Source organism: Pseudomonas sp. GW704-F2 (assembly GCF_059423025.1).
Window position 1 is genome coordinate 53315 of sequence record NZ_JBWKXO010000022.1, and the last position, 16374, is coordinate 69688.

Annotated in this window: 15 protein-coding genes; 5 read left to right on the forward strand and 10 right to left on the reverse strand. The window is 62.5% G+C overall.

Annotated features, from left to right (window positions below):
• Positions 1-16: 16 nt before the first annotated feature.
• The gene (locus AC07W0_RS19025) at positions 17-718 is read right to left on the reverse strand and encodes a FadR/GntR family transcriptional regulator (protein ID WP_102617921.1); all 702 of its coding nucleotides are present in this window, start codon (positions 716-718) and stop codon (positions 17-19) included.
• A 318-nt stretch (positions 719-1036) separates the two neighbouring features.
• Between AC07W0_RS19025 and AC07W0_RS19030 the strand changes: the two genes are divergently transcribed.
• Positions 1037-2386, forward strand: a complete 1350-nt coding sequence (locus tag AC07W0_RS19030; RefSeq protein ID WP_102617922.1) for an MFS transporter — start codon at positions 1037-1039, stop codon at positions 2384-2386.
• A 12-nt stretch (positions 2387-2398) separates the two neighbouring features.
• Entirely contained in the window at positions 2399-3748 is a 1350-nt protein-coding gene (gudD, locus tag AC07W0_RS19035) for a glucarate dehydratase (protein WP_102617923.1), read from the forward strand.
• Positions 3749-3767: 19 nt separating this feature from the next.
• Here gudD and AC07W0_RS19040 read toward each other — a convergent pair whose 3' ends face one another.
• On the reverse strand, positions 3768-4652 hold the full coding sequence (locus AC07W0_RS19040; protein ID WP_046488443.1) for an NAD(P)/FAD-dependent oxidoreductase: 885 nt from the start codon (positions 4650-4652) through the stop codon (positions 3768-3770).
• Between the two features lie 143 nt (positions 4653-4795).
• On the opposite strand from AC07W0_RS19040, the gene AC07W0_RS19045 reads away from it, so the two are divergent.
• Positions 4796-5233 (forward strand): Rrf2 family transcriptional regulator, encoded by a 438-nt coding sequence (locus AC07W0_RS19045; protein ID WP_046383812.1) that lies wholly within the window; start codon positions 4796-4798, stop codon positions 5231-5233.
• Positions 5234-5238: 5 nt separating this feature from the next.
• On the opposite strand, the gene AC07W0_RS19050 is transcribed toward AC07W0_RS19045, so the two are convergent.
• The gene (locus AC07W0_RS19050) at positions 5239-6684 is read right to left on the reverse strand and encodes a mechanosensitive ion channel family protein (protein ID WP_102617925.1); all 1446 of its coding nucleotides are present in this window, start codon (positions 6682-6684) and stop codon (positions 5239-5241) included.
• Between the two features lie 224 nt (positions 6685-6908).
• Between AC07W0_RS19050 and AC07W0_RS19055 the strand changes: the two genes are divergently transcribed.
• Positions 6909-8135 (forward strand): MFS transporter, encoded by a 1227-nt coding sequence (locus tag AC07W0_RS19055; RefSeq protein WP_102617926.1) that lies wholly within the window; start codon positions 6909-6911, stop codon positions 8133-8135.
• A gap of 200 nt (positions 8136-8335) precedes the next feature.
• On the opposite strand, the gene AC07W0_RS19060 is transcribed toward AC07W0_RS19055, so the two are convergent.
• From AC07W0_RS19060 to AC07W0_RS19070, 3 genes are all read right to left on the reverse strand, one after another.
• Entirely contained in the window at positions 8336-9202 is an 867-nt protein-coding gene (locus AC07W0_RS19060) for a pirin family protein (RefSeq protein WP_102617927.1), read from the reverse strand.
• Between the two features lie 137 nt (positions 9203-9339).
• Entirely contained in the window at positions 9340-10398 is a 1059-nt protein-coding gene (locus AC07W0_RS19065) for a diguanylate cyclase (RefSeq protein WP_102617928.1), read from the reverse strand.
• Between the two features lie 82 nt (positions 10399-10480).
• Positions 10481-11113 (reverse strand): LysE family translocator, encoded by a 633-nt coding sequence (locus AC07W0_RS19070; RefSeq protein ID WP_046488450.1) that lies wholly within the window; start codon positions 11111-11113, stop codon positions 10481-10483.
• 143 nt (positions 11114-11256) lie between these two features.
• Here AC07W0_RS19070 and AC07W0_RS19075 point away from each other — a divergent pair, with 143 nt between their 5' ends.
• Positions 11257-12684, forward strand: a complete 1428-nt coding sequence (locus AC07W0_RS19075; protein ID WP_102617929.1) for an aminotransferase-like domain-containing protein — start codon at positions 11257-11259, stop codon at positions 12682-12684.
• A gap of 4 nt (positions 12685-12688) precedes the next feature.
• Here the strand turns inward: AC07W0_RS19075 and AC07W0_RS19080 are convergent, their stop codons facing one another.
• The 4 genes from AC07W0_RS19080 to AC07W0_RS19095 are packed head-to-tail and all read right to left on the reverse strand — an operon-like array spanning position 12689 to position 15945.
• On the reverse strand, positions 12689-13366 hold the full coding sequence (locus AC07W0_RS19080) for a methionine ABC transporter permease (RefSeq protein ID WP_102617930.1): 678 nt from the start codon (positions 13364-13366) through the stop codon (positions 12689-12691).
• Positions 13363-14109, reverse strand: a complete 747-nt coding sequence (locus AC07W0_RS19085) for a methionine ABC transporter ATP-binding protein (protein ID WP_102617931.1) — start codon at positions 14107-14109, stop codon at positions 13363-13365. Before AC07W0_RS19085 ends, AC07W0_RS19080 begins: the two co-directional genes overlap by 4 nt.
• Positions 14106-14900, reverse strand: a complete 795-nt coding sequence (locus AC07W0_RS19090) for a MetQ/NlpA family ABC transporter substrate-binding protein (RefSeq protein WP_057004850.1) — start codon at positions 14898-14900, stop codon at positions 14106-14108. The genes AC07W0_RS19085 and AC07W0_RS19090 overlap by 4 nt, the downstream gene beginning before the upstream one ends.
• A 13-nt stretch (positions 14901-14913) precedes the next feature.
• Positions 14914-15945, reverse strand: a complete 1032-nt coding sequence (locus tag AC07W0_RS19095) for an isopenicillin N synthase family dioxygenase (protein ID WP_102617932.1) — start codon at positions 15943-15945, stop codon at positions 14914-14916.
• Between the last annotated feature and the right edge of the window lie 429 nt (positions 15946-16374).

Sequence of the window (16374 nt, forward strand, 5' to 3'; positions counted from 1 at the left end):
GAAGAAAATGCCCCTGCTACTCGCCGGTCATGCGTTCCAGGCTGTTGCTCAGGTGCAACAACATCGCGGCGCGGGCGGCGTCGGGGTCCTGGCGGCGGATGGCGTTGAGGATCGCCTCGTGTTCCAGGTTGGCCAACTGGCCCAGCTTCATCAGGTCGGTATTGCCGCGCTCTTCGGCGTTGATGCGCGTGCGCGGGATCACCGAGTTGCCCAGGTGCTGGATCACATCGGTGAAGTAGGTGTTGCCGGTGGCCTGGGCAATCAACTGATGGAAGCGCACGTCGGGTTCGACGCTGCTGTCGTTGTTGGCCAGCGAGGCCTGGTAGTCATCGAGGGCCTCGCGCATATGCTGCAACTGCACCTCGCTGCGGCGCAACGCGGCCAGGGCGGCGGCCTGGGTTTCCAGGCCCAGGCGCAACTCGAGGATGCCGCGCACGCTGACGGCGGTGTCGTGGTTCAGGTGCAGGCCCTGGCGCTGGTCCCGCGCCAGCACAAAGGTGCCTACCCCGTGCCGGGTTTCCACCAGCCCTGCCGCCTGCAACTTCGACAGCGCCTCACGCACCACCGTGCGACTGACACCGTACTCGCCGACGATGGCCGACTCGGAGGGCAGCTTCTCGCCCGGCGCCATTTGGCCGAGGAGAATGCGCTGGGTCAGCGTGGTCACGATGTCATGGGCCAGGCCCTGGGAGCGCTTGCGGGGGGTGTCGTTGTGCATCGGTCATTCCATCGGTTGGACCCGGTCAATACTAACATCCCCCTCCGCCACCAACTTGTATGACAACAAACAAATTCCGCCACAACTGCGCCGTATTTTCATGGAAGCCAGCTTACCTGCGATTGCATCAGCGCGATTGATTTCATGCGCTATTGCGCCTGTAAAACAGGTACGCCAGCCCTGTCGCGTGCTCGTACAGCCAAAATTTACGTTGCGACGCGGAAAAAAGCAGTTGTATGATGTCTATCAAGTTGTCAGGCACCCCCGGCAGCCCTGAACCCATCCCCGCACAACAATAATCCGTGGGAGTTCTACCCCGTGACCGCTTCCAACCCTGCGACAGCTGCGCCTGCCCTCGACCCCGTCCTGGCCCGCGCGATCAAGAAGGTGAAGCAGCATGTGCTGCCACTGTTCGTGATCATGTTCATCGTCAACTACATCGACCGCGTCAACATCGGCTTTGTCCGCCCCCACATGGAACACGACCTGGGCATCGGCGCGGCCGCTTACGGTTTCGGCGCCGGCTTGTTCTTCATCGGCTATGCGTTGTTCGAAGTGCCCTCCAACCTGCTGCTGCAAAAAGTCGGCGCGCGTATCTGGCTGACCCGCATCATGTTCACCTGGGGCATCACCGCGACGCTGATGGCCTTTATCCAGAACGAAACCCACTTCTATATCCTGCGTTTTCTGCTGGGCGTGGCCGAGGCCGGGTTCTTTCCGGGGGTGATCTACTACTTCACCCGCTGGCTGCCCGGGGTGGAGCGCGGCAAGGCGATTGCGATCTTCCTCAGCGGCTCGGCCCTGGCCTCGCTGATCTCCGGCCCGCTGTCCGGCGTGCTGCTGCAAATCAGCGGGCTGGGCCTGCACGGCTGGCAATGGATGTACATCATCGAAGGCATGGCCTCGGTGCTGTTGTGCTTTTTCGTGTGGTTCTGGCTCGACTCCAAACCCCATGACGCCAAGTGGCTCAGCCGCGCCGAACAGGACGCGCTGGTGGGCGAGATCGAGCGCGAACAACGCGAGCGTGACGCCGCCACGACGGTCAAGCCGAGCCTGGGCACGCTGCTCAAGGACCGCCAGATCATGCTGTTCTGCGCCCTGTATTTCTGCATCCAACTGACCATCTACGCCGCCACGTTCTGGCTGCCGAGCATCATCAAGAAGATGGGCGACCTGAGTGACATCCAGGTGGGTTTCTACAATTCCATTCCCTGGCTGATTTCGATCATCGCCATGTATTCGTTCGCGGCCCTGGCCGGCAAGTACAAGCATCAACAGGCGTGGGTGGCCACGGCGCTGTTGATTGCTGCGGCGGGAATGTTTTTCTCCACCACCGGCGGGCCGATCTTTGCCTTTGTCGCCATCTGTTTTGCGGCGATCGGGTTCAAGTCGGCATCGTCGCTGTTCTGGCCGATCCCCCAGGGCTACCTGGATGCGCGCATCGCCGCGGCGGTGATCGCGCTGATCAACTCCATCGGCAACCTCGGCGGGTTTGTCGCGCCCACCACCTTCGGCTTTCTGGAGCAGACCACCGGGTCGATCCAGGGTGGTTTGTATGGGCTGGCCGGCACCTCGATCCTCGCGGCGATCCTGGTGTTCTTCGCCAAGACCCGGCCCGGCGCCCAGAGCCCGAGCGTGCTGCACCCCGCCCCCGTCCTGAGCAAATAAGGAAGCGTTTTGATGAATACAGAACACCAGCACCACGCCAGCCATGCCCCCATCGTCACCCACCTGCAAGTGATCCCGGTGGCCGGCCACGACAGCATGCTGCTCAACCTCAGCGGCGCCCACGGGCCGTTTTTCACGCGCAATATCGTGATTCTCAGGGACAGCGCCGGGCACATCGGCGTGGGCGAAGTACCGGGCGGCGAACGCATCCGCGAAACCCTGGAAGACGCGCGCAGCCTGGTGATCGGCAAGCCGATCGGCGCGTACCAGAGCATTCTCAATGCCATGCGCCGCACCTTTGCCGCCCGCGACAGCGGCGGCCGTGGCCTGCAAACGTTCGACCTGCGCATCACCATCCACGCCGTCACCGCGATGGAAGCGGCGCTGCTCGATCTGCTCGGCCAGTTCCTTGAAGTGCCGGTGGCCGCCCTGCTCGGCGAAGGCCAGCAGCGCGACGCGGTGAAGATGCTCGGCTACCTGTTCTACATCGGCGACCGCCAGCAGACCGACCTGGCCTACCGCAGCGAAGCCGATGGTGACAATTGGTGCCGCCTGCGCCATGAACCGGCCCTGACCCCGGACGCCATCGTGCGCCTGGCCGAAGCCGCCCAGGCCAAGTACGGCTTCAACGACTTCAAGCTCAAGGGCGGCGTGTTGCGCGGCGCCGAAGAAATCGAAGCGGTCACGGCCCTCGCCGAGCGCTTCCCCGACGCACGCATCACCCTGGACCCAAACGGCGCCTGGTCACTCAAGGAAGCCATCGCCCTGTGCCGCGACCAGCATCACGTATTGGCCTACGCCGAAGACCCATGCGGCGCGGAAAACGGCTATTCGGGCCGCGAAGTCATGGCTGAATTCCGCCGCGCCACCGGCCTGCCCACCGCCACCAACATGATCGCCACCGACTGGCGCGAAATGGGCCACGCGATCCAGCTGCAATCGGTGGACATTCCCCTCGCCGACCCGCACTTCTGGACGATGCAAGGCTCGGTGCGCGTGGCGCAGATGTGCCATGAATGGGGCCTGACCTGGGGCTCGCATTCCAACAATCACTTCGATATTTCCCTGGCGATGTTCACCCAGGTGGCCGCCGCCGCACCGGGCGACATCACCGCGATCGACACCCACTGGATCTGGCAGGACGGCCAGCGCCTGACCAAGGCGCCGTTGCAGATTGTCGACGGTCACATCCAGGTGCCGACCAAGCCGGGGCTGGGCGTCGAGATCGACATGGACGCGGTGGCCCAGGCCCACGAACGCTACAAAGACATGGGCCTGGGTGCGCGCAATGACAGCGTGGCCATGCAGTTCCTGATCCCCGGTTGGAGTTTCGATAACAAGCGCCCGTGCCTGGTGCGCTGAGCGCCGATCCCGGCCAGCCTCAACCGTGAATCAACGAAACGTGCGCGCCCACCCCGGCGCGCACGCCCTCGGCCACCGCAAGCGCCACGGAACCGGCGGCAAGGGACGCATCGCCACAGGCAAACACGCCGGCCACGGAGGTCTGGCGGGTTTCGTTGGTGTGCAGGTACGGGCCGGTGGGGCCGTCGGCCAGCACACAGCCCAACTGCTCGGCCAAGGGGCTGAGGCGAGTGCGGGACATCGTGAATACGCCGTCCAGTTGAATCACACGGCCATCAGCCAGTTCCAGAGCCACGCGCTCACCGCTGATCCGTGTCACCGCGGTGCGCTCCACGCGGACCCCGCGCCGATCCAACTGCGCCTGTTGCTCGGCATCCGGGGTGAACACACCATTGGTGAACAAGGTGGTGCTGCCCCAGTCCGGCAACATCAGCGCATGGTGCATCGCCAGCGGCGAGGTGGCCAACACACCGATGCGGCCTTGATCGAGCTCATAGCCGTGGCAGTAAGGGCAATGAAACACGTGCTTGCCCCAGCGTTCCGCCAAGCCTTCGAGGGCGGGCAATTCGTCCACCACCCCGGTGGCGAGGATCAGGCGTCGCCCCTCGAATCCGCCGTTGTATTGCGTGTGTAGCCTGAAACCGCCCGGCGCCGTAGCCGCCTGTAATACGCTGTCCTGCACCCAGGTGACGCTCGGATACTCCATCAGTTGGCTGCGACCTTCGGCGGCAATGACGTCCGGCGCCTGGCCGTCCTGGCCGAGAAAGCCATGGGCGGTGGCGGCAAACCGATTGCGCCGCTGCCCCGCGTCGATCACCAGAACCTTGCGTCGCGCCCGCGCCAATTGCAGGCCGGCGGACAAGCCGGCATAGCTGCCGCCCACGATAATGACGTCATGCATCATGAAAGTGCCCCTTGTCAGGTGCGCGCGGTTATCCGCGCGCTTTCACGACACACCATAAGTTACGTAAAAATAGCACGTCAAGTGTCTCGCAACTTTTTGGGTTACGAAGGATACTTTCGACCGAATCGACTTGAGGTTTTTTGATGAGAAACGACACCCGCCTCTCGCGCATGCTGCACGTGCTGATCCATATGGACCGCCATGAAGCGCGCGCCACCTCGGAGACCATCGCGCAGATGCTCGGCACCAACCCGGTGGTGGTGCGGCGCACACTGGGGCTGCTCAAGGAAAAAGGCTATGTCCGCTCGGAAAAAGGTCATCAGGGCGGCTGGACCCTGGGCAAACCCTTGAGTGAAATCACCTTGCTGGATATCCACAATGCCTTGGGCACGCCGTCGATATTCGCCATCGGCCTGTCCACCGACCACCCACAATGCCTGGTGGAACAGGCAGTGAACGCGGCACTGAGCGACGCGTTCGACCAGGCCCAGGCACTGTTACTGGCGCGGCTGGGGGATGTGACGCTGGCGCAGTTGGCCGAGGATTTCGACGAGCGTTGCCGCCTCGCCCCGGCACCCTGATCGCACTACAGCCGGCGTTTGCGCAACCACTGCAGGAACCCCTTCTTCACCGGCACCACCGGTGCTTCCTGGGCCAGGGTCTGCGCCGCATGTATGCGGAAATCCAGCAGCGCTTTCATCGCTTCGCCGATGTCATGCCGCGCATCCAGGCACGGCTTGAGGTATTCCTTCTCGATGCGATAGAGGGTGCAGAAGGTCTTGGCGCGAAAGTCCGCCAGCGTGGCCTCGTCGGACAAGATCCCAGCCTCGCCGATCACCTCCCCCGGCCCCATGCGCCCGGCTTCGAACATGTGCCCTGCCTTGTCCAGCATCACTGAGACCACGCCGGATTCGACGATAAACAAATGATCGCTGACCTCCCCCGCCGGCAGGATCACCGCGCCGGCACGGTAGCTGTGCAGGGTCATGTTCTGGCTGAAGGTGTCTTTCTCTTCCTGGCGCAGGGTGGAGAAAATCGACGAGCGCTCCAGCAACGCCCGCGCCCCCGACAGCGCCGGCGGCGCGCTGCTTTCGGTGGCAGACAGCAAACCGACGCCCGCCGCCTGCAAGTGCCGGAAAGCCAGGTCGTACAGCTGGTTGCGCACTTCGCGCTTGAGCGGCATCGACGGCACAAAGCCGCTGATTTCATACTCCACGCCGTCGCTGGCCGAGGTTTTGAACGCCACGCTCGGCGCCGGTTTGGCCAGCAGCGGCCGGCACCCTTGCATCGCCCGCTCCAGCGCCTCGATCACCGTCTGCGGGCGGGCGTGGGGGCTGACTTGCAGGCTGACCGACAGGCCGAACATATCCGCCGGGCGCGAAAAGTTGACGATCTTGGCCTTGGCCGCCAACGAATTGGGGATCACCGCCATGCTGCCCTGGGAGGTCTGCAACCGCGTAGCGCGCCAATCGATATCGGTGACGCGCCCCTCGGTGCCGTCGATGGAAATCCAGTCATCGAGCTGGTACGGCTTGGTGGTGTTGAGCACGATCCCGGAAAACACATCGCTGAGGGTGCTTTGCAGCGCCAGGCCGACGATGATCGCCACCGCACCGGAGGTGGCGAGCACGCCCTTGACCGGCAGGTCGAGCACGTAGGCCATGGCGGCGATGATCGCAATCAGGAAAATCACCGCGCCCAGCAGGTCCTGCAACAGCCGACCGGTGTGGCCCACGCGCTGCATCATCACCGCGCCGAGCAACACCGTCAGGGTCCGCGCCGCGAACAACCACCAACCGATCTGCAACGCGGTGGCGGCCAGGTGCAGCGCGGTGTTGTCGGCATACGGCGCGACGAGCATCGGGTTCATGCCGTCGTTGAACAACACGGCGCTGAACACCGCAAAAATCACCAACCGCGCCGCCAGCTTCCAATTGGCCAGCTCAGCGGAAATCAAGCGCCACACACCAATGTCGATAAAGATCAGCGCCAGGGCGCACAACATGGGGTGATCAGCGATAAATGAGGGCATCCAGGCGACTCCAGGGTGAATGCCGAGAAGATCGCATGAAATGGGGATGTGGGGGTATAGCGCGGAGCGAAATGCGGGTGGGAAATTGCACCGTATCTGACCACCTGATTGCATCAGCACTGACCAGGCGTTTGCATCGCGCCGGATTATCTAGACACCTTGTAAACTCATACTGATGTTTCTTCAGACCGCTATGCCACGTCGCTTACACAAAGGAGTTCCCTATGCGTAAGGATTACCTCGCCTTTTTTATCGCGCTCTTTCTATCGAGGCTGGCGGATCAGATCCTGTTGTTTATTGTGCCGCTGGTGGTGTTCCAGACCACCAACAGCGCTTCATGGGCAGGGCTAGCGTTTTTCGTCGAATCGCTGCCGCGATTTCTCGCGTTCCCGCTGTGCGGCGCGCTGTGCGACAAGTACCCGCCTATTAAGATCCTGCATATCAGTCAGGTCTACCGGGCATGGCTCTGTGTGCTGGGGGTGGTGCTCTACGGAATCTTTGGTGGCATCGGTTGGGTAGTGGTGCTGTCGGCACTGTGCGGAGTGCTGACCACGCAAGGCATCATGGCTCGCGAAGTGCTGATGCCGCATATCTTCCAGCACTACAGCTACACCAAGACGTTGTCCTACTCCCAGATCGCCGACCAGGCGGGACTGGTCCTCGGGCCTCTGGTGGCGGCACTGATGCTTGAGGTTTGGGCTTGGCACTGGGTGGTGCTTTGGATCGCCGGATTGTTCCTGCTGGCAGACCTGAGCATGCTGGCGTGGCAACGTCTTGGCCGTATGACGCTAGAGGTGTTCGAGCAGCATCAAGACATCTGGCTGCAGCCCTTGAGGATCGCTTTTGGGCATATCCGTAGCTTCGCAGAATTGAAAAAAATCATCATTCTGGCGGTAGGCGTCAACCTGATCGTTGGTGGCACCTTGGCAACTTCGGCGGCCATGGTGATCGGCCAGTACAGCGCCGGCAAGGATAGCTATGCAGGGCTTCAGGCGGCGGGTGCGGTGACAACAATCGTGATCCTGTTCCTTCTCGCTCGGGTGGTGCTGCCTCTGCGAGTCCTCGGGGGTGTCGGATATTCGATGATCGCAACGGGGGCATTCATCAGCGCCCTGAGTCCGAGTCTGCTCGGCTATGTGCTGGGTTTCCTGTTGATCGCAGGCTTCGACAAAATGTTCAACGTCTACATACGCACTATCCGGCAGCAGGTGATACCGCCTCAGGACTTCGGCAAGACGGTAGGTGTGATCACGCTGCTGAACAACATGTCCCAGCCTCTGGCAGGTTTATTGGTGGCTTTGTTAGCTGCGCCCTTGGGCACCCAGACCGTAATCCTGATTTTGGCCGTGTTAACGACTATTCTTGGGACATTTGCCCTGTGGTGGTTCGCAAAGGCTCGCGGCCCATCCCTGAGCTTGATTCTCGAAGCTGACCAAGAAGCCGGAAAATAGAAAGTTGCGTCGGCAGGCTTGTAAGCATATTCCAAGGAAGCATACGGATCATGTCCGCAAAGAGGAGTCTGCCGGTTCGAACTCATGATCGCCGCCGAACGTTTACAGCATAACGACCACTTTCGGCCTCACTGGTCAAGTCCATGCAATTACGCATGTGGGGGCTTGCCCGCTCCCACATTAGGCTTGGCGTCAACCTTTCAGCGCTGCATCTGCCCGAAATGACCGGAGTTAAAATCAGCAAACGCCTGATGGATCTCCTGCTCGGTATTCATCACGAACGGACCATGGCCGACGATAGGCTCGTCGATCGGTTCGCCACTGAGCAACAGCACCCTGGCGTCGTCGCTGGATTCCAGCGACAGTTGCGTGCCGTCGCGCTCAAACAGTGCCAATTGCCCCTGGCGCGCGATTTCTTCGCCATTGACCAGCACCGTGCCGCGCAGGATCACCAGCGCCGTGTTCCGCCCGGCGTGCAGGTCCAGGGTCAGCGCCTTGCCGGCGTTGAGGCGCAGGTCCCACACGTCGATCGGCGTGAAGGTGCGCGCCGGGCCTTTGGTGCCTGCGAACTCACCGGCAATCAGGCGCAGTTGGCCAGCCTCATTGGCCAGCGGCAGCAGCGGAATATCGCCGTCGACAATCGTCTGGTAACCGGCGTCGGCCATTTTGTCCTTGGCCGGCAGGTTGACCCACAGTTGCACCATCTCCAGCACCCCGCCGCTACGGGCGAAGGCTTCGGAGTGGAACTCTTCGTGGAGGATGCCCTTGGCGGCGGTCATCCATTGCACGTCGCCGGGGCCGATCGTGCCGCCAGCCCCGGTGGAGTCGCGGTGCTCGACTTCGCCGTCGTAGACGATGGTCACGGTTTCAAAGCCGCGATGCGGGTGCTGGCCGACACCGCGACGCTGTGTGGTCGGGGTGAAATCGGCCGGGCCCGCGTGGTCCAACAACAGGAAGGGGCTGATGTGCTTGCCCAGGGTGTCGTAGGAAAACAGCGTGCGTACCGGAAAACCGTCGCCGACCCAGTGGGCGCGGGGGCTGGTGTAGATGCCGATGAGTTTTTTCATGGTGTACCTCCAAAGTGCCTACACCATAAGTCCCACGGGTCTTGGGGACTAGCCGGCAAACGCGGCGTTGTTCGTTCTATGCATAGGACAATCAACACGTCCTCAGTTTGTTTTTGCTGGCTGGGGACGCCGTCCCACTAGACCGACCTCAACCAAGGCCCCTGCACCGCGCTGACCCGATTGCGCCCGCTGCTCTTGGCGTCATATAACGCCTGGTCGGCATCGTTGAGCCAACTGGTCGAATCGCTATGCCCGACCCGATAAGGCGCCAGGCCGATGCTCAAGCTGACACGCAGGGTCGGGTCCTGGGCATAGGCCAGCGCATTGAAGCGATCGCGCAGGGTATCCATCACTTGCGTGGCGCGGTTGAGCGGCACGTCCGGCAGGATCACGCAGAACTCGTCACCGCCGTAGCGTCCGGCCAGGTCGGTGGCGCGCAGGTTCTGGCGCAGCACTTTACTGAGTTGGCGCAGGACGAGATCGCCGGTGACATGGCCGTAGGTGTCGTTGATCACTTTGAAATGATCGATGTCGATCAGGGCAATCACCGCGCCCTGCTGCCCGCCGTGGCAGCGCTGGAACTCGATGTCCAGATGGTCCTTCCACGCGCCATGGTTGAGCAGGCCGGACAAGCTGTCGGTGCGACTCAGGGCCAGCAGCTCACGCTTGTGCCCGGCCAGGGACACGGCCTGGCGATAGCAAATCCAGCCCAGGGCCAGCGGATACAGCACCAGGATCGGTAAACAGGCATACAACTGCGCCTGGCTGGTTATGCCGATGAAGGCCGGGGTGAAGATCAGCAGCGACACGCCGACGCCCAACACCTGCGCCACCCAGCCCGCCAGCATGAAACGGGGACCACCGATGGCCACATTGTTCATGGTCATCATCGACAAGGTGGTGACGCTGGGCAGTGGGTTGAAGTGCATGGCACCGACCCAGAAGCCACCGCAAAACGAATCGAACAGCAGGTTGTGGCGCTCGCAACGCAATGTGTTGGCGGTGCGGCGTGCCCATTGATAAGCCAGGTGCGGCCAGACAAAGCCGTTGATCAGCATCAACACCCACACCCAAAGCGGTGGGTTCAACGCGGACATGCCGAAGGCCACACAGGCAAAGCCAAGTGTCAGCCCCAACGTGCGGGTTTTGTACAAGCGGGTAGCGAGCGGAACTCCATTTCCTCCGGCGGCTGGCATGGTGAGGTGCGATCCTGGGTAGGTGCCTGGAGTCTATCAGGGCAACAGCATATCGCCACTACCCCTTGTAAGCTCAGCGCCGTCAGTGGGAAAAGCCCCGCGCCAGCATCCCGGCGACGCCCAGCAACAACAATGCCGTGATCCGTTGCAACCAGACCCGCCGCCGGGGGTTTTCCAGCACCGGCTTGATGCGCTGGCCAAAATAGCCATACAGGCAGCCGCTGGCGAACTGCAGCAATAGAAAGGTCAGCCCGAGGATAGCGATGTCCGCCATCGAGTTGTGCTCCCCGGCCCCGGCGAATTGTGGGAACACGGCGCTGAACATAATGATCGCCTTGGGGTTGGAAAACCCGGTCAGCAAGCCCTTGCCGAACAGACTGCGTGCGCCTTCCACGGCAACGACCCCGTCGATGGACACGCCGCTGCCGGTCCACTGTTTGTAGGCCAGGTAGATAATGTAGGCGACGCCGACCATCTGGATACCCTGGGTAATGGCGAGGTTGCCTTTGATCAATTCCGAGAAACCCACGGCAAAGATCAGGATAGAGACCAGGTACGACACACTGGCGCCGAGCTGCGCCGGGATCGAGCCGCGCAAGCCGTCCTTCAAGCCCAGGCTCAACAGCAGCAAGGTCATGGGGCCGGGGCTGAACGTCACGGTGGCGCAAAACAGCAGAAAGTAGAGAAACGAAGAGAGCGTCAACGCGCTTGTCATAGCCTTGGACCTTGGGAAGACAGCCGGAAAGTGGCCGGATAGCCGGCAGTCTAGGGCCGCGGCATTGCGCAGGGCAGGTAAAGTAAGGCCTAATCCGGCCCCTACTTCACCGGTAAAATCACCAGCAAAGACAAGGAAGCCGCATGTTTGTATCCGCCATCGCCTTTCGGGCTGGCGCACCCAAGGTGCAACAGATCGTCGAAGCGTTCAGCCAGGCCATCGAGAACGGCGAATGGGCGCCCGGCAGCAAGTTGCCGTCGGTGCGTGAGCTGACCCAGACCCTGGGCGTGAGCAAGTTCACCCTCAACGAAGCGCTGGACCGCCTGCGCGGGCGCAACCTGTTGACCTCGAGCCAGGGCCTTGGCCACTTTGTGACAACAGACATCATCCGCGCCGCCTCGACGAGTTGGGTCGACCTGTTACCCCAGGACTTGCTCAGCGTGTTACGCCGACCGCTGGTCACCGTCAATGGAGATCTGCGCCCCGGTGGCGGGCATTTGCCGGAGGAGTGGCTGAACAGCGAGGCGCTTCGCCAAGCCATGCGTAGCGTGGTGCGCGCGCCGTCGCTGCGCCTTGCCGGGATGGGCACGCCGGCCGGGTTCCTGCCATTGCGCCAGGCATTGCAACACAAACTGCATGCCGAAGGGTTGTCGGTGCCGGTGGAGCAAATCATCACCACGCCCAACACCCTGCAAGGCCTGGACATGCTCATGCGCCTGCTCGCCCGCCCCGGCGACACGGTGCTGCTCGACGCGCCCTGCTACTTCAACTTCCACGCCAACCTGGCCCTGCACGGGGTCAAGGTGATGACGATCGAGCGGCGCCCGGATGGCTTCGATTTCGACGCCCTCGAACAGTTGCTGGCCGAACATCGCCCCAGCCTGTACCTCACCACCAGTGTGTTGCATAACCCCACCGGGCACTCTTTCAGCCCCAGCCAGGCGTTTCGTCTGCTGCAACTGACCCGCCAGTACCACTGCCATATCGTCGAGGATGACCTCTACGGCGACCTGCATCCCAACCCGCCGCCGCGCCTGGCCACCATCGCCGGCCTGGACCAGGTCACCTACCTGTCGGGCTTCTCGAAAATCCTCAGCGCCAACACCCGCGTCAGCTACGTGGTGGCCGCGCCGCAACTGGCGGCCAACCTGACCCATATGAAGTTGATGAGCGGCGGCGTGACCTCGGAGCTGTTCGAGCAGATCGTCTACCGCATGCTCAGCGAAGGCAGTTACGCCCGGCACCGCAAGCGCATGGTGCAGCGCTTGCTGGAAGCCGGTGCGCGTGTCGAACAATGGCTCAAGCGCTGCGGCTGCCAACTGCCGATGGCGTATGAAGGCGGCATGTTCATCTGGGCCCGCCTGCCGCCGGGGGTGAACGGCGAACAGTTGGCCCAGGAGGCGTTGAAGCAGAACATGGTGCTGGCACCGGGGGCATTGTTCGGTTACGACCCGGCGCGGCCTGATTCGATGCGCTTCAATGTGGCCCACAGTGACGGGCCCGGGGTGCAACAAGCCTTCGAAACGCTGTTGCTCAAGGCTGTGCGCGAGCCGCGATCACTATCGACATGAAGGCTCATCGGCGATGCGCCAACGACCTGACGCAGCGATCGCCCAGGCTTTGCACGCCCTGCACGAGCACCACCAACACCACCACCGTCACCACCACCGTCACCACCATGATCTGGTTGTTGAAACGCTGGTAGCCATAGCGAATCGCCAAGTCGCCCAACCCACCGCCGCCGATCACCCCGGCCATGGAAGAAAACCCGATCAGCATCACCAGCGTCAACGTGACCCCGGCCACCAGCGCCGGCAAGGCTTCGGGCAGCAGCACCTTGAAAATCACATGGCGAATATCGCCGCCCATGGCCACGATTGCCTCGATGCGGCCCTTGTCCACGTCATCCAGGGCGGTCTCTACGATGCGTGCGAAAAACGGAAAAGCACCGATGGTGATCGGCACCACCGCCGCCGTGCTGCCCAGGGTGGTGCCGACGATCAGGCGGGTCAGCGGAATCAGCGCGATCAGCATCACCACAAACGGTAGCGAACGCCCCAGATTGATCACCGCACCCAACGCACGGTTGAGCCTTGGCAGCGGGAACTGCCCACCCGCGCGGCTGATAAACAGCAGCACGCCCAATGGCAGGCCGATCAACAAGGTGAACAGCCCCGCCAGCAGCACCATGTACAGGGTTTCGCCGGTGGCGTTGAGCAGCAGTTGGAGAACTTCATTCCAGTCGGTTTTCATCCCGCCCTCACCACCTGCAGGTTGGGCGCCAGCGCGCGGCCCAGGCGCGAGGACGGGTCGGCCTGCAGTTGCAGCAGCGTGCCGCTTTCCACCACGCGCCCCGCCGCCAGGGAAACCGCGCTGTCGCAGATCGCCTTGACCACGTCCAGCTCATGGGTGATCAACACGATGGTCACCCCCAGTTGCCGGTTGATATCGCGCAACAGCGCCAGGATCGAAGCGGTGGTTTCCGGGTCCAGGGCGCTGGTGGCTTCATCCGACAATAAATACGCCGGGCGCGCGGCCAGTGCGCGGGCGATGCCGACACGCTGCTTCTGCCCACCGGAGAGTTGCGACGGAAACGCCGCCGCCTTGTCGCTCAAGCCAACCAACGCCAGCAACTGCGCCACCCGCGCGAGGCGCTCGGCCTTGGGCACCCCGGCAATCTCCAACGGCACCGCGACGTTATCCGCCACGTTGCGCGAGTGCAGCAGGTTGAACCCCTGGAAGATCATGCCGATGCGCTGGCGTTGCTGGCGCAGCGCCTTGCCGGTTAACCGGGTCAGGTCCTGGCCATCCATGAGGATGCGCCCGGACGTCGGCCGCTCCAACAGATTAAGGCAGCGCAGCAACGTGCTTTTACCGGCGCCGCTGCGGCCGACGATGCCGAAGATCGAACCATCGGCGATCTGCAACGACACGTTGTCCAGCGCCGCCGGCTGGCCGTCGGCGTAGGTTTTGCTGACACCCTCGACGACGATCATTCGAGCGCCACCGGGATCACCGAACCGGCATATTTCTCGCTGATGAACTTGGCCACCGCCGGCGAGCGCAGGTCTTTGGCCAGTTGCTGGATGCGCGGGTCCTGCGCCAGTTTGGGCGTGGTCACCAGGATATTTGCGTAAGGGTTGCCCTGAGCCTTCTCCAGCCCCAGCGCATCCTTGGCCGGTTGCAGCCCGGCTTCCAGGGCGAAGTTGCCATTGATCACTGCCAGGTCGACATCCTCCAGCGCCCGGGGGATCTGCGGCGATTCGATTTCCAGGATCTTCAGGTGCTTGGGGTTCTCGGCAATGTCCTTGGGCGTGGCCTGGTCCTTGGACGCATCGTTGAAGCCCGGCTTGAGGGTGATCAGGCCATTGGCTTGCAACAGGTACAGGGCGCGGCTGAGGTTGGTGACGTTATTCGGCACGGCGACGGTGCCTTTGTCCGGCACCTGGTCGAAGCGGGTGTGGCGGTGCGAATAGATCCCCAACGGTTCGATATGCACGGTGGCCGCCACCGCGAACGTCTGGCCGAGCGCCTGTTCCTGGGCCTTGAGGTACGGCAGGTGCTGGAAGTAATTGGCGTCGACATCGCCATGGGCCAGCAACTCATTGGAGTTCACGCCGCTGGGGATCTCGATGATGTTCAGCTTCAGGTCCGGGTCGAGCTTCTGCACGTATTCGAGGATTTGCGCATGGGGAATCGGGTCGGCGGCGACGCGCAAGGCATCGGCGGCCGCCACATTGAAAGCGCTCAGCAAGGCCGCCAGGGTTAGTGTGAATGTCTTCAACAGAGTAATCTCCTGATCAGGCGGACAGTGCATGGGGCAGTGTGGCGTCGGCGTAGAAACGCTGGGCCACATCCGGGTGGGAGCGCAGGCGGCCCTTGAGGTAGTTCCAGCCGACGTCGCGCAGCAACGGGTTGCGCGGGTCGCTGGTGGGGCCGTGGGCATCGCGCAGCAGTTCGGGCGCCAGCGGGTACACCGGCACCACCGCATCCAGCTGCGCGCCGAGGAAAAACGCCAGGGACACGCGCTCGCTGCCCACCGGCGGCGACACCACGCGGTGGACCGTGGCGCGCAGATAGCCGTTACTGGCCAGCTCGAGCAATTCGCCGATATTCACCACCAGCGTGTCGGGCCGCGGCGCGGCGTCGATCCAGCGCCCCTCCTCCACTTCCACCTGCAAACCGGCCTGCTGGTCTTGCAGCAGGAAACTCAGGAAGCCGGAGTCCTTGTGTGCGCCAACGCCCTGGCGACTCTGCCCGGCGTGGCGACCGGGGTAGCGGATCAGCTTGATATGTTCGTTGGGCTTGTCGCCGTACAGCGCGTCGAACGCATTTTCGGGCAGGGACAAGGCCTGGGCGAACGCGCGCAGCAGGCGCAACGACATCCGGGTCATCGCGTGCTGCCAGGCCAACACCCGAGGTTTGAGCTCGGGCAACGCCGCCGGCCATTGATTGGGGCCTTGCAGGCGCGCCCAGGCCGCGGGGTGTTGCTCAACGGCCAAGGGTTCGCGCTCGGCACCGACGTCGAACTGCTCACGCAGGTCCGGCTGGCCCCGGGTGATTTCCGAGGCCGCGCGGTTATAGCCGCGAAAGTGCGGGGAGTTGATCATCCCGACGGCCAGCTTGTCTGCCTCGGGCAAAGCGAAAAAAGCCCGCGCCTGCTGCTGCACCTCGGCCAGCAACGCCGGGGCGATACCGTGACCGGTGAGGTAGAAGAAGCCGACATGCCGCGCGGCAAAACGCAGCTCATCGAGAAACGCGCTGCGCTGCGCCGGGGTGCCATCGAGCAACGACAGGTCCAGCAGCGGCAAGGCGGTGATTGATTGCAGCATCGGCGGCTCACTCCATGAACGTCTTGGGGGAGCGATCAAGCTAAACGATCTTAAAAATCGGCAATAAATACCTTTTTAGAATTAGCTTAAGCCGTCGTCGGATCCGGGAGGACCGCGCAAGTAAAGCGCAGAATCGACAGCACCGGGCAGGCGTCGATGGCAAATTCCTGGCGGTTTAAGGCAATTAGTCGCCCCGTCACCTGGCCTCATTTATAGAAAAAATTAAATCGCCACAGGCCTAAAAACCAATTGACCTAAGATACTTATTGCACACTAACAATCTGCACTAGCATATGTGTACACCCATGCAAACGCCGCACCCGCAACACCTCCCTCTCACCCCGCCGCCGCCTTTAGAATAAAGCTACGAATGTTAAAATTTGTCACGTTTTGGCGGAATCAATTCGATTAGTATCTAACGCTAGCAGC